The sequence below is a fragment of the Kiloniella sp. genome, assembly GCF_048270245.1.
Classification (GTDB): domain Bacteria; phylum Pseudomonadota; class Alphaproteobacteria; order Kiloniellales; family Kiloniellaceae; genus Kiloniella.
The window spans coordinates 1-13,392 of the sequence record NZ_JBLWTH010000002.1 but is presented as its reverse complement, the minus strand read 5'-3'; the positions used below and the strand labels follow the sequence as shown (position 1 = coordinate 13,392).

The window sequence follows — 13,392 nt, the reverse complement described above, 5'->3', positions numbered from 1 at the left end:
CCGTACGGATTAATGATGCCTCGTAAACTTAAAATTCTCTTTTTGAGCCTTGCTGGAATATTCCTCTGTTTCTTTCTGTTTATGACAGGAATATTCTTTTGGATGCGTGAATCTCTGCCGCAGCTTACAGGCAGTATCCAAATGGAGAGCTTACAAAAGAAGGTCGAGGTTATTCGCGATACGGACGGGCTGGTAACCATCAAGGCTCAAAACGCAAGCGATGCATACAAGGCACTTGGCTTTGTCCACGCACAGGATCGGCTTTGGCAAATGGATTTCATGCGTAGAGCTGGTTCGGGAAGACTGTCAGAAGTCGTTGGTGAATCAACGCTGAATATCGACAAGTTTATGCTGACCTTGGGCTTTCAAGATCTCGTGGAAGCAAACTATGAAATGCTATCACCTAATGCACGGGACGCATTCGTTGCCTATAGCGCAGGTGTTAATGAGTATATTGACAACCATTCATCAACACTCTCACCAGAATTCCAACTGTTAAACTATCAACCAGAAGAATGGAAGCCAACAGATTCCCTTTTATGGGGGCGACTTATGGCTCTCCAACTTTCCGATAATTTTAACCGCGAACTCTTGCGTCAGAGGCTTTTAAAACACCTGTCCGCAGCTGAAGTTGATAGTTTTTGGCCTCAAGATAGCGGTGACCCTGGAATTATTCCCCAGTTTGATCTGTCTAAAGCTCAGCAACACGATATCCCTGCCGGAGAGCATCTCTTGCCGTGGTCCATGGCCCCGAAAGATGCGTCAAACGCATGGGTCGTTTCTGGCGATAAAACAGCAACGGGAAAACCAATTCTTGCCAACGACCCACACCTTGCATTGGATGCGCCGGGGCCTTGGTATCTGGTTCGAATAGAAACGCCAGATTACACCTGGGCTGGGGCAACCTCCCCAGGCGTTCCGTTTCTTGTATTGGGACACAACAGTCACATTGCTTGGGGTTTTACCACGACGCACAGTGATACACAGGATTTGTTTATTGAACAGGTTAATCCAGATAATCCCGCCCAATATTTAACACCAGAGGGCTATCGAAATTTTGAGGAAACGACAAATACTATTTTAATCAAGGATCAACCCTCTCTGCAATTTTCTATACGTAAATCACGTCATGGCCCCATACTCTCACCTGTTCTAAATAATCCAAACAATAAGTCAGATGGACATCTTCTTTCGCTCGCGTGGACTGCATTGCGCGAAGACGATCTGACAGCTCAAGCACTGTATGACATCAACTTTGCAACAGATGCCAAAGATTTTGCACAAGCCGTAAAAAATTTTCATTCTCCACAGCAAACATTGGTCATGGCAGATCGTCAGGGCAATATTCAATTAATGGCGCCGGGGCGAGTTCCTGTTCGACATCAAGGTGATGGCCGCTACCCTGTTGTTGGTTGGACGGGCACAAATGATTGGATCGGGATCGTTCCGTTCAAGGATCTGCCACAAAGCTTAAACCCCCGCGATCAGAAGCTCGTTACTGCAAACAATAAGCTTATCGGCAATGATTATCCTTACTTGATTGCAAAAGATTGGCCCAATTCCTATCGCGCAAGGCGAATACATCAACTGCTTGATAAAAAAGCTAAACTGTCCGTAGATGATAATTTGGCTATTCAAATGGACACGCTATCTATTGCCGCATTGGAAATGTTAGACATTTTATCCGATACACCTGCGGCTGATCTGAAAAGTGAAGCCATAAAACAAAAACTTTCACGTTGGGATGGGCAGTTAACTCTAAATGCAACTGAACCAGCCATTTTTTATCACTGGATATATTGGTTAAACCGAGCCGCTTTTGGAAACCTTCCTTCAGATGCAAGTTCTTTTCAAACACCAAATATTTTACGTTTACAAAGGCGGTTAATTGAAAGTCCTGATTCCTGGTGTGTATATGGGGAAAAACTCGTCAATGAAGATAACTGTGTCGCCCAGATGACAGAAAGCCTGCGCAGAGTTGCCTCTAATTACACTCAACTGGAAAAAGACAATACTTGGGGAGAGTTACATTCAACAACGTTTCAACATCAAATTTTTGATAGAATTCCGATTTTAGGTGAGCTATTAAAACTAAAGATCGCCACGCCGGGCGGGCATGACACGGTTAATCGTGCAAGCCCATCAATGAAAAGTGGTGATTTATGGCGTTTTTCGAATGTTCACGGCCCCTCTTATCGGGCAGTTTATGATCTGGATAACCTTGATAATTCAAGGTTCTTAATCGCAGCAGGACAATCGGGGAACCCACTGTCAAAGTTTTACGGTAATTTCCTATTACGTTGGCGCGATGGGAATTATGTGAAACTGGATGGGAAAAACACAAGCGGTCAAAATCAGCGTTTAATGCTGAATAATAAATAAGAACTAAACTAAAAATTAGGATTGATAGGGTGACAGTAACAATAGACGATATCCGACAAGCGGCGGATGAAATACGCGGTGATGTGGTTAGAACACCCTTTGTGCATGCTAAGCGGCTCTCTAAAATACTTGGATGCGAGCTTTACCTTAAATTGGAAAGCCAGCAATTTAGCGGATCATTTAAGGACCGTGGAGCTCTTTATCGCATTAAAAACCTGACAGACGCGCAAAAAGAAAAAGGTGTAATAGCTATGTCTGCGGGTAACCATGCACAAGGCGTTGCTCTGCACGCTAATCGTATGGGCATACCGGCCACAATTGTTATGCCTGAAACGGCCCCGTTCAGTAAGATTGAACGAACCCGTTCTCTTGGTGCCAAGGTTATTCTGTCAGGTGAAACTTTAGATGATTCTCGCAAGGTTGTTGATGAAATCGTTGCAAAAGACGGCCTGACTTTTGTTCATCCTTATGATGACGAGCATGTGATTGCTGGCCAAGGAACAATTGGCTTGGAAATGTTGGAAGAACAACCCGATCTGGACGCAATTATCGTTCCTATCGGTGGCGGCGGTATTTTGTCTGGTATTTCGCTGGCGGCAACTGCAATCAATCCAGATATCAAGCTCTATGGCGTCGAAGCGAACCTATTTCCTTCTATGTCACAGGCGATAAAACATCAGCCCGCGACTTCCGGCGGCTCAACAATGGCTGATGGTATCGCCGTAAAAGAACCCGGTATTATTACCCGCGAGATCATTGACCAACTGGTAGAAGAAATTTTTCTTGTCGATGAAAGTCAAATTGAAACAGCTATCCTGACCCTTGTCGAAGAACAGAAGGTTGTTTCAGAAGGTGCAGGAGCAACAGGCGTTGCCGCTATTTTAAACAATCCGGAAAAGTTTAAAGGCAAAAAAATTGCGACGGTTATCTGTGGCGGTAATATCGATGCACGAATGCTGTCTGGCCTATTAATGCGCGGCCTGATGCGAGACGGTCGTTTGGTTCGCATTAGGACCGAAATGGTCGATCAACCCGGTTTGTTAGCAAAAATATCGAGTGAAATCGGGAAAGCCCGCGGCAATATTATCGACGTTATGCATCAAAGACATTTTTATGATGTGCCTGCGAAAATGGTCGAAATAGATTTTATCATTGAGACCCGGGATAGCGAGCATGTTGACGAAATTGTAGAATGCTTATCAAAAATGGGTATTTCAACACGAATTTTATCTTCTAGATCAACAGATTAATTCTACCTTGATGTCTTTCTATTAAAAGGGGCTTTTGCCCCTTTTAATCAGCGTGTCGTCAGGTTGCGGGCACTATCTTTTCATTTTTTGAAAGGATAACAACAATGAAGTCCCGTTATAAAATTCTTATCGTTTTCTCGTTCATTACATCACTATTTACGTTTACCTCGCCACTTGTAGCAGAAGAGGTTTATTTTAAAAATATTACATGCTCTGCATTTGATAATACTGACGAACTGATGTCTTTTGCCTTTTGGTTAGATGGCTATTTTTCTGGAGCCCTAAAGAAACAAGTCATAAACGAAAAGGGTATTGAGTTTATTCTGGAAAAAACGCTTGCCGCTTGCCAAAACAATCCGAAAAAGGCAGTGTTTCAAATAATTCATGACCTAAAATCACCTTAACTTAAAGTAGTTTAATGACTGATAGCTCCCATAAAACAAACAGGCTTTCTTTTGCAACTCGCACAATTCACGCAGGACAAAGTCCTGACCCAAGTACAGGGGCTATCATGCAACCAATTTATGCGACCTCTACTTATGTACAGGACGGATTGGGTGTGAATAAAGGCTATATGTATAGCCGTACAGAAAATCCGACCCGCCAAGCTTATGAGCGTTGTATAGCTGATTTAGAGAGCGGTAAGCTAGGGTTAGCTTTTGCCTCGGGCCTTGCAGCGATCAGTACTGCATTAGACTTGTTGGATTGCGGTTCCCATGTCATTGCCATGCATGATCTTTACGGGGGAACACATCGCCTGTTCCGTGATGTACGTCCTCGTTCGGCAGGTTTAGATATCGATTTTGTTGATTTAACTTCAATTGATGCCTTGAAAGATGCTCTGAAACCAGAAACAAAAATGATCTGGATAGAGACACCAACCAACCCTCTTCTTCAACTTGTCGATCTACAGGCTATAGCTTCTATTGCCAAACAACACGGCATAATAACGGTTTGTGATAATACCTTTTGTTCTCCGTGGGTTCAGCGCCCGCTAGAATTGGGGATTGATATGGTTATGCATTCGGCAACTAAATATCTAAATGGCCACTCTGATATGATTGGGGGTGTCTTGGTTGTCGGTGAAAACCCTGAACTATGTGATAAAATTAAATATTTACAAAATGCTTTGGGGGCAATTCAGGGGCCATTTGATTCTTTCCTAGCTCTTCGAGGATTAAAAACGTTGGCATTGCGTATGGAACGTCATTGCCATAATGCACTGGAAATCGCACAGTTTCTGGAAAACCAAGATCAAGTTGAAAGGGTCTGGTACCCCGGACTGCCGAGCCACCCACAACATGAACTGTGTAAGCAGCAAATGAAATCAGGCGGCGGTATTGTCACGTTCACCCTCAAAGGTGGATTAGAAGAAAGCAGACGCTTCCTTGAGCGAGTTGACCTTTTTGCTCTCGCGGTAAGCCTGGGTGGCGTAGAAAGTCTGGTTGAACACCCCGCATCCATGACCCATGCAGCCGTGTCACCAGAGCATAGACAAGCAATTGGTATAACAGATAATTTGATAAGATTATCTGTTGGAGTTGAAGATAGTAATGATTTAATTAGTGACTTAAAGTTTGCACTTAAATAATTAAAATCAATATTTTATAGGTACATTTTGAACTATTCACTCAATATGAACGCCACGATATTTTCCTCGGAAATATAAAAGAGGATCACCTTCGTTTTGGATTAGTGTCTCTTCTACTTTACCAACGACAATAACATGATCGCCCGCATCGTATTGTGCGTGCATTGAACAGTCCAGATTAGCCAGACAATCTTCCAAAATTGGGACACCAGTTTGCAGAGTACGGGTTTTAACCCCTTCCCATCTTTCTTCTGAAAAAGCAAAACGGTCGGAAATATCTTTTTGCTCATCGGTTAAAACATTGATGGCAAATGCATCTGCTTCATTGAATGCGGACAGACAGTTTGATCGCTTATCAATACAGAATAAAACCAAAGGTGGTTCAAGAGAGACAGAAGAAAAGGAATTCGCTGTTAGACCATGGGGAATGCCTGATTGGTCACGAGTTGTGACAACAGTCACACCTGTAGCAAAATTTCCCAAAACCTTGCGAAATTCATTAGAGTTAAATGCCATACCCCAGTACTCTATTCCAAATAAGTCTGTATTCTTTGCCCTTATGGACGCAACGGCACCCTACAAATAAAGTAACACAGAAAACAACTGAATTTTTACGCATCACGTTATATTACCCACGAAAACGCTAAAGTATTCTGAAAGCGACCTCTTTTACCATAGCATTTTCCCAATTCTCGCCAAAATTATACAATGGAGAATGTCGCACTTGTAACAGTATATAAAAGCAGATATGTGAACGTCTTTGTATGTATTGTTGTGAGTTCAAAGGTCATGTCTCGTATCCAAGCTAACCTTATACTGTTAGTGGCCGCAGCTATCTGGGGATCAACTTTTGTTGTCCAGCATGTGTCTATGGATGTTATTGGTCCGATGAGTTTTACCGCGGCTCGTTTTTTTCTTGGTTTTCTCGTTGTCCTTCCTCTTGCCTTGAGAGAATGGAAAAAGAAAAAAGCTTTGACCAAAGAAAAACCTTTTCTTGCGATCACAACAAAAGATTTAGTTCTCATGGGGATCATTGGGGTCATACTCTTCACAGCAACAATTATTCAACAATATGGTATCATTCATACAACGGTTACCAATGCCGGCTTTTTGACGGCTCTTTATGTACCGATGGTTCCCCTTCTTGGCCTTATAATTTTCCGCAAAAAACCACACTGGATAACCTGGGTCGCTATCGCCTGCTCCTTTTCGGGAACAACCCTTATCAGTGGCGTTGATTCAAGTCTGCAACTGGGATACGGGGATGCACTTATCTTAACATCGACCATTTTTTGGGGCCTACATGTTCTTTTGGTTGGTCTGGTTGCCTCTCGTACGTCTATGCCACTAACACTTGCTGCTGTTCAATTTGCAGTCTCGGCAATAATCGCAACGTTCTTTGCCCTTGCCTTGGAAACTATAACGCTGGAAATACTCAAATCTGCATTTTGGTTCATCGCTTATGCGGGTATTTTATCTGTTGGCATCGCCTTTACCCTCCAAGTTGTGGGGCAAGCCCATACCCAACCTGCCGATGCTGCCTTAATTCTAAGTATGGAAACAGTTTTTGCTGCTATTGCCGGGGCACTTATTCTCGGTGAAAGGTTGGAAACGAATGGTATAATAGGCTGTGCTTTAATTTTAAGTGCCATTTTAATGGTAGAGCTATTACCCAAGCTAATCCGCAAACGAAGACGTTTTAGCTAAGATCAAAATATTCATATAAAATTTGAAGATTATTTAACTCGTTTTTACAGATAATTACGACTTGTTAACCTTATTCCGTGATGATGCGAAATAGAGGCTTTTAAACAGGAATCGAACTTCTGTCATGACAGTTATTTTAGGTATCATTATTGTATGTGCATGTGTTGTCGGTGGATATATGGCCGGTGGCGGACACATGGGTGTTCTTTGGCAACCATTTGAATTTGTTATTATTCTTGGCGCAGGTGTCGGAGCGACAATTTGCGCCAACTCCAAAGCAACACTAAAAGGCATCGGCTCTGCCTTTGGTCGTATGGTTAAAGGCCCCGCATACAAGAAAGAAGACTTTTTAGAGCTGCTTTGTTTGCAGTATCAGGTTTACAAGCTGGCCAAGACCAAAGGAATGCTGGCTCTTGAACAACATGTTGAAAACCCAGAAGAGTCTGCTCTTTTTTCGCAATTTCCAAAATTCCATGGCGACCACCATGCAGTTGCTTTTGTTTGTGACTATCTCCGTTTAATGAGTTTAGGTGCTGATAATCCTCATGAAATAGAAGGCTTAATGGATCAGGAACTAGAAGTGCATCATTTGGAAGATGCCAACGTTGGTGGCGCCCTCGCCGGGTTGGGAGACGGTCTTCCTGCTCTTGGTATTGTGGCTGCTGTTCTCGGTGTTATTCACACCATGGGCTCTATTAGTGAGCCACCTGAAGTTCTTGGTAAACTTATTGGTGCTGCACTTGTTGGAACGTTCTCAGGTATTCTTGCTGCTTACGGCTTTGTGTCCCCAATGGCATCTGCCTTTACAAAAGTCGCTGAAGAAGATTCCAGATATTATGAATGCCTAAAGGCCGGTTTGCTGGCACATATGGCTGGCAATGCACCTACTGTCTCGGTCGAATACGCACGCAAAACTCTTATGTCTCATGTTCGGCCAAGCTTTTATGAGGTCGAAGAAGCTGCAAATGAGCTTCCTGCGCCGGGTTAATCTTACCCAGTATTGTTGATAATTTAGTATGTGTACATAATTTCACCCAGATCTCTAGATATCCTATTGATGTTAGTTAAGTCGGAAAAAAAGAATGGCTGAGGAAGCTCAAGGCGTAGTCATAATAAAGAAGGTCAAGAAAGGTGGCCACGGCGGCCATCACGGCGGGGCCTGGAAAGTTGCTTATGCTGACTTTGTGACTGCGATGATGGCCTTTTTCCTTTTGCTTTGGTTGCTTAATGCAACAACAGAAGAACAAAAGTTGGGTATTGCAGACTATTTTGCGCCCTCTTCCAATATTTCCAAAGCAACAAGTGGTTCTGATGGATTGCTCGGGGGGCAGTCTATTTCCAAAGACGGTGCCCTCGTTTCACAATTCTCTAGTATCGGCGTTCAAATGCAATTGCCACCGGAGGAGGAAAGTGAAGAAATCGATCAAAATGCCGAAAAAGATCCCTTAAAAGGTGACGGCAAAGCAGACGAAGAACAATTGGAAGAGTTTCGGCGAGAACAAGAACAAAAGCAATTCGAAGAAACTGCTGTTGCACTAAAGACTGCAATTGCTGATAACCCAGCACTTGCCGGTTTAGAGGAAAACTTGCTGATTGACAGAACACCTGACGGACTTCGAATTCAACTCGTGGATCAGAATGGAACCTCGATGTTTCCAAGTGGTGCGTCTAATATGCTTGATCACACCAAAGAACTTTTGGGCCTTGTTGCCGACGCTATTAAAGATATTGATCAGCAGATAGCGATCAAAGGGCACACGGATGCGACGCCCTATAAAACAGAGAACGGATACACAAACTGGGAACTTTCTTCTGAAAGGGCTAACGCAAGCAGGCGTGCCCTTATAGATGCTGGGTTAGCCAATAACCGGGTTTCATCAGTAGAAGGTCTGGCAGCGACAGAGCCTTTTGACAAAGAAAACCCAACTGCTGAAATAAATCGACGGATTTCAATTATTCTTCTCAAAGATGACGATGAAGTCTTGAAGAAGAAGATGGATCAAGGGAAGTCAATCGATGTAGATACGATTACATCGGATCCCACATAAAAACACTGTACTTGAAATTCCCTCGTTATGATCTTATCTGATTGAAATGACTGATACACAAGCTGTTGGATTTAATAAAGTAGCGCAAAAATTAAGGTTTGGGATTAGCCCTTCTGATACAAGAGGTGTTCTTTTCGATCGAAGTTTTGCGTATATAATTGATTTTATTATATTGGCTGTATTAGGCCTGATCGCAGGTTTAATTGCCTTTGTATTAACGATACTTTCTTTCGGTATTCTCTCGCCGTTATTGGCACTTCTATCATTCATCCCTTTGCTCTATCATAGTTATTTCTTGTCTCAACAAGGTGCTACGCCGGGTATGAATGCCATGGGTGTTAAAATGATAACGATGGACGGCAAACCGGTTACTTTGGTTCATGCATTTCTAACAACAGTTATTTTTTACCTGACTGTACCAGCTACAAGCTTTCTGATTTTGCTTGTTACCTTTTTTAATGATGAAAAAAGAACGTTACATGATCTCTTAACCCATACTGTTGTTGTGAATGATGAAATCCCAAACGCAACGATTGATGAAATTTTAAATTGATGACGAGTTTTTTTACCCGTTTCCTCTTATAAAATTTGAAAAATCGCGGGCTTTCATAATTTAGCCGCATTCGAGCATAATAAATCTGTCATCTTTTGGTCTGGTCTTATCGATTTTTTCTCGGTAATAAAGACCTATAATTCCTATCAGATTATTATTGAGAAAAATAAAAATGCAGCGTGAACTACTTGGAACCGAGTGGCGAATAAAGAATTTCACCATTTTAATTACCATCGCCGTTCTTTTCGGACTTTCATATATCTGGGAACCAACAAGTGAGTTTTGGCACGCAGCGAGTGTTGATTTTTTCTGGGCCGTTAACGGTTCCCTGACTTGGGGCGAGCCATGGCAAGTCTTTTGGGCAGCAACAAATACCCCTGTGTTTGACAAAATGAATGGCCTTATCATGGCAATTCCTTGTCTTTGGTACGTTATAGGTGATCGAAGCCGTCCCCTTAGCTTACGCTTAGGGCATATGCTGGTTATGGGGATTGGTATTATTGTAGGTGTTTATTTCGCCAAACATGCTTTCCGATCCTATGAATCTCTTAGCCCATCTTTGATTTTCAGTGATACGTTTAATAACCTGAATGAACTTGTTCCGTGGCTAGAAGCAAAAGTAAGTGCCGATGATAGTTTCCCAGGCAACCATGCTGTCGTTGCCGGAATTTATGGTGTCTTCTTTTATTTTGCAATTGGCCGTAAATATTTCTGGCTCGCCCTTCCAATTGCTATACTTGGAGGAACTGCCCGTGCTGTTGCCGGTGCTCACTGGCTGTCTGACCTTGTGGTTGGCGGAGCAATTCATATTCTCCCTATTATGGCCTTATCCTTCACGATTCCGGCAATTCGTTGGGCCGAAAGTCTGCTAAATACTATAGCTGATGTTTTGGTCTTAAACCTGCCAGAAGTCCTAACCCGTCCATTTGTGAAGTTGGCAGATAAACTGGCATAAGTTTTTTAAGTAACAGATACAGTAGTATCAAATAGAACAGGGCCGTTGACCATGTGCAACGGCCCTGTTTATTCTTGGGCAACAAAGTTACAAAACAAAGTATTTGGTGCATGACGTTCACAAAACCTCAATTGTTCTTCACAACACCTCCCTCACCTTGCCCCTACAAAGAAGGGGAAGAAGAACGGAAACTCGTAACCGAATTTTCAAATCATGAACCCATTCAACAATATGACTTACTTATAAAGTCTGGTTTCCGGCGCAGCCATAATTACCTTTATCGTCCCCTTTATAATAATTCTGATTATTGTCTTTCAGTTCGTGTTCGCACCAATGATTTTAACATGACCAAATCGCAACGTCGGGTTTGGAACAAAAATCAAACTCTTCAAACCAAAGCTTTTCGGGCAAAGGCAACAGAGGAACAGTTTGAACTTTTCCGTTCGTATGTCGAACAACGTCATGGCGATGGTGATATGAGCGATATGTCATGGGCTGATTATAAAGAAATGATAGAAACCAGCCCCATTGATACAGAAATTATAGAATTCAGAGCGCCTGACAACCGTCTGCTTTCGGCATGTCTGGTTGACTGGGTTCACGGAGGTGTCTCTGCTGTTTATAGCTTTTTTGACATTGAGTATTCGAATAAAGGCCTGGGAAGCTATATGATTTTATGGCTAATCGCGGAATCACAACGTAGAAAACTGCGGTACCTTTATCTCGGCTTTTGGATTAAAGAATCACAGAAGATGTCATATAAATCTAAATTCACACCTCTTGAAGCTTTTCAGGGCGGTGTTTGGTCCGAATTGTCTTTATTTGAAGCTGCCTAACACCCAATAACAAGAATAATAACATTATACTCATCTAATAGTTTTCATGTAACACTTTTAAAACACCATGTTATCTTATTGGTATAAAACGATTATGCATAATTTAAAGGACCATTATGCAATAATATATTCCTTAAAAATGTCAGGATTTATTGCACTCGCGAACTAACTTGCTTATTCTGTGCCACACTTCTTCGTTACTAATTTATAATATTCCAAAAATGGAAACATCTCAGCAGGGAGACAATTTTAATGAATCGTAGAAAGTTTCTAACGGGCGCAGCTACGGGTGTAGCAGCAGGTGCAGCAGCAGCAACACTTAGTGCCCCCGCGATTGCACAAGGCAAGCGTGATCTAAAGATGGTCACAACATGGCCAAAGAACTTCCCGGGTCTGGGTACTGGTGCGCAACGTGTTGCAGACCGTATCACAGCGGCATCCGGCGGAAAGCTGAACGTTAAGCTATATGCGGCAGGTGAGCTGGTTCCCCCGTTTGAATCCTTTGATGCAGTTTCAAACGGTACAGCGGATATGTACCACGGTGCCGAGTATTATTGGCAGGGCAAACACAAAGCTTTTAACTTCTTCACAGCTGTTCCGTTTGGTTTTACCGCCAACGAACTCGACGCTTGGGTTCACTATGGCGGCGGTCAGGAATTGTGGGACAAGCTATCCGCACAGTACAACCTGAAATCTTTTATGGCCGGTAACACTGGTGTACAGATGGGTGGTTGGTTCAACAAAGAAATCAACACACTGGAAGATTTCAAGGGTCTGAAAATCCGTATGCCTGGTCTCGGCGGCGAAGTACTGCGTCGTGTTGGTGCTGCGGCTGTGACCCTGCCAGGTGGTGAGATCTTCCCATCCCTAGAATCAGGTGCCATTGATGCGACTGAGTGGGTTGGTCCTTGGAACGATTTGGCCTTTGGTTTCTACAAAGTAACCAAATACTACTACCAGCCAGGTTTCCACGAGCCAGGCTCAGGCCTTGCCTGTGGTATGAACAAAGACGTCTGGGAAAGCTTTGCACCGGATGAGCAAGCCTTGATCCAGTCTGCATGTGCGGCTGAAAACAACGTTATGCTTGCCGAGTACAACGCCAAAAATGGTGACTCACTAGATGTTCTGTTGAACAAACATAACGTAGAGCTCCGTTCGTTCTCTCAAGAAATCATGGATGAACTGGGCGCGAAATCTGAGGAAGTTGTTAAAGAAGTCGGTCAAACCGATGACATTTCCAAAGAAATCTACGACAGCTACATTGATTTCCGTCGCAAGGTTGCCCGTTGGACGACACTATCTGAGTCCGACTACACAGCAGCACGTGGCGCAGCACTGAAAATCTAATCATTGTTTGATCAGTGATAATCGAAATGAAAGAGGCCGGCCCCTGCTGGCCTCTTTTTAGATAAATGAATATCGTCTGCTTGCTGAACTCTTTCTTCCTACGATGACACCGCTTTTCGCATATCTGAGTAGAATAAATAAAAAGAGCAGTCATAAGCCATAAAAGACGATACAAAAGATTGATAGGGAGACTACTGTGGCAGGGCTTCTTTCCCTCGCTAAGACCATTGATAAGTTGAACGACAATATTGGCCGGACGGTTTCCTGGCTGGCACTTATTATGGTTCTCGTTCAATTCGCCGTGGTTCTGCTGCGATATGTTTTCGGGATTGGTTCTATTTTCATGCAAGAATCAATTATCTATATGCACGGCTTCCTCTTTATGCTCGGTGCAGGCTATACGCTATTACATGGCGGGCACGTTCGGGTCGATATCTTCTACGGGGCTGCAAGCGAACGCAAACAAGCTTTTGTAGATTTCTTCGGCGTAATTGGCTTCTTGCTACCCGTGCTGACCTTGATCATGATTTACGCTTGGCCCTATGTGGCTGATTCATGGTCTATTCTTGAATCATCCAAAGAAACAAGTGGTATCCCCGCTGTCTATGTTCTCAAAAGCTCCATCATTGCCTTTTGCATTCTGATGGCTCTACAAGGTATTTCCATGGCTATTCATTCCCTCGCCATTATAAAAGGCGTTGAACACAAAGCTGCCGAAGACGG

The 13,392-nt window shown here is 43.1% G+C and carries 13 protein-coding genes; 12 read left to right on the top strand and 1 reads right to left on the bottom strand.

Annotation, left to right across the window (positions count from 1 at the left end; genetic code table 11):
- Positions 1-102 precede the first annotated feature (102 nt).
- From ACN0W5_RS05145 to ACN0W5_RS05130, 4 genes are all read left to right on the top strand, one after another.
- Positions 103-2,382 (top strand): penicillin acylase family protein, encoded by a 2,280-nt coding sequence (locus tag ACN0W5_RS05145; RefSeq protein WP_417453135.1) that lies wholly within the window; start codon positions 103-105, stop codon positions 2,380-2,382.
- A gap of 29 nt (positions 2,383-2,411) precedes the next feature.
- Positions 2,412-3,632 (top strand): threonine ammonia-lyase, encoded by a 1,221-nt coding sequence (locus tag ACN0W5_RS05140; RefSeq protein ID WP_417453134.1) that lies wholly within the window; start codon positions 2,412-2,414, stop codon positions 3,630-3,632.
- A 104-nt stretch (positions 3,633-3,736) separates the two neighbouring features.
- Positions 3,737-4,036 (top strand): HdeA/HdeB family chaperone, encoded by a 300-nt coding sequence (locus tag ACN0W5_RS05135; RefSeq protein ID WP_417453133.1) that lies wholly within the window; start codon positions 3,737-3,739, stop codon positions 4,034-4,036.
- A 14-nt stretch (positions 4,037-4,050) separates the two neighbouring features.
- Positions 4,051-5,223 (top strand): trans-sulfuration enzyme family protein, encoded by a 1,173-nt coding sequence (locus ACN0W5_RS05130; RefSeq protein ID WP_417453132.1) that lies wholly within the window; start codon positions 4,051-4,053, stop codon positions 5,221-5,223.
- A gap of 36 nt (positions 5,224-5,259) precedes the next feature.
- On the opposite strand, the gene ACN0W5_RS05125 is transcribed toward ACN0W5_RS05130, so the two are convergent.
- A complete protein-coding gene (locus ACN0W5_RS05125) occupies positions 5,260-5,739 on the bottom strand; it encodes a flavin reductase family protein (protein ID WP_417453131.1) in 480 nt (159 codons plus the stop codon).
- A 273-nt stretch (positions 5,740-6,012) separates the two neighbouring features.
- Between ACN0W5_RS05125 and ACN0W5_RS05120 the strand changes: the two genes are divergently transcribed.
- From ACN0W5_RS05120 to ACN0W5_RS05085, 8 genes are all read left to right on the top strand, one after another.
- Positions 6,013-6,930: a DMT family transporter gene (locus ACN0W5_RS05120; RefSeq protein ID WP_417453130.1), complete on the top strand. Its 918-nt coding sequence runs from the start codon at positions 6,013-6,015 to the stop codon at positions 6,928-6,930.
- Between the two features lie 124 nt (positions 6,931-7,054).
- Complete coding sequence (gene motA, locus ACN0W5_RS05115) at positions 7,055-7,918, top strand: flagellar motor stator protein MotA (protein WP_299379787.1); 864 nt, start codon at positions 7,055-7,057, stop codon at positions 7,916-7,918.
- Between the two features lie 94 nt (positions 7,919-8,012).
- Positions 8,013-8,978, top strand: a complete 966-nt coding sequence (gene motB, locus ACN0W5_RS05110; protein WP_299379784.1) for a flagellar motor protein MotB — start codon at positions 8,013-8,015, stop codon at positions 8,976-8,978.
- Positions 8,979-9,024: 46 nt separating this feature from the next.
- Positions 9,025-9,531, top strand: a complete 507-nt coding sequence (locus ACN0W5_RS05105; protein ID WP_417453129.1) for an RDD family protein — start codon at positions 9,025-9,027, stop codon at positions 9,529-9,531.
- Between the two features lie 172 nt (positions 9,532-9,703).
- Positions 9,704-10,486: a phosphatase PAP2 family protein gene (locus ACN0W5_RS05100; protein ID WP_417453128.1), complete on the top strand. Its 783-nt coding sequence runs from the start codon at positions 9,704-9,706 to the stop codon at positions 10,484-10,486.
- Between the two features lie 110 nt (positions 10,487-10,596).
- Complete coding sequence (locus ACN0W5_RS05095; RefSeq protein WP_417453127.1) at positions 10,597-11,322, top strand: arginyltransferase; 726 nt, start codon at positions 10,597-10,599, stop codon at positions 11,320-11,322.
- A 252-nt stretch (positions 11,323-11,574) separates the two neighbouring features.
- Positions 11,575-12,669, top strand: a complete 1,095-nt coding sequence (locus ACN0W5_RS05090; RefSeq protein ID WP_417453126.1) for a TRAP transporter substrate-binding protein — start codon at positions 11,575-11,577, stop codon at positions 12,667-12,669.
- Between the two features lie 196 nt (positions 12,670-12,865).
- Positions 12,866-13,392, top strand: a 527-nt coding sequence (locus ACN0W5_RS05085; protein ID WP_417453125.1) for a TRAP transporter small permease subunit, incomplete at its 3' end; no start/stop codon positions are given.

Excerpts from the sequence above, each read along its gene's own strand:
- ACN0W5_RS05090 (WP_417453126.1), top strand. The coding sequence starts at position 11,575 with ATGAATCGTAGAAAGTTTCTAACGGGCGCAGCTACGGGTGTAGCAGCA.
- motA (WP_299379787.1), top strand. The coding sequence starts at position 7,055 with ATGACAGTTATTTTAGGTATCATTATTGTATGTGCATGTGTTGTCGGT.
- ACN0W5_RS05100 (WP_417453128.1), top strand. The coding sequence starts at position 9,704 with ATGCAGCGTGAACTACTTGGAACCGAGTGGCGAATAAAGAATTTCACC.
- ACN0W5_RS05135 (WP_417453133.1), top strand. The coding sequence starts at position 3,737 with ATGAAGTCCCGTTATAAAATTCTTATCGTTTTCTCGTTCATTACATCA.
- ACN0W5_RS05120 (WP_417453130.1), top strand. The coding sequence starts at position 6,013 with ATGTCTCGTATCCAAGCTAACCTTATACTGTTAGTGGCCGCAGCTATC.
- ACN0W5_RS05145 (WP_417453135.1), top strand. The coding sequence starts at position 103 with ATGCGTGAATCTCTGCCGCAGCTTACAGGCAGTATCCAAATGGAGAGC.
- ACN0W5_RS05095 (WP_417453127.1), top strand. The coding sequence starts at position 10,597 with ATGACGTTCACAAAACCTCAATTGTTCTTCACAACACCTCCCTCACCT.
- ACN0W5_RS05130 (WP_417453132.1), top strand. The coding sequence starts at position 4,051 with ATGACTGATAGCTCCCATAAAACAAACAGGCTTTCTTTTGCAACTCGC.
- ACN0W5_RS05105 (WP_417453129.1), top strand. The coding sequence starts at position 9,025 with ATGACTGATACACAAGCTGTTGGATTTAATAAAGTAGCGCAAAAATTA.
- motB (WP_299379784.1), top strand. The coding sequence starts at position 8,013 with ATGGCTGAGGAAGCTCAAGGCGTAGTCATAATAAAGAAGGTCAAGAAA.
- ACN0W5_RS05125 (WP_417453131.1), bottom strand. The coding sequence starts at position 5,739 with ATGGCATTTAACTCTAATGAATTTCGCAAGGTTTTGGGAAATTTTGCT.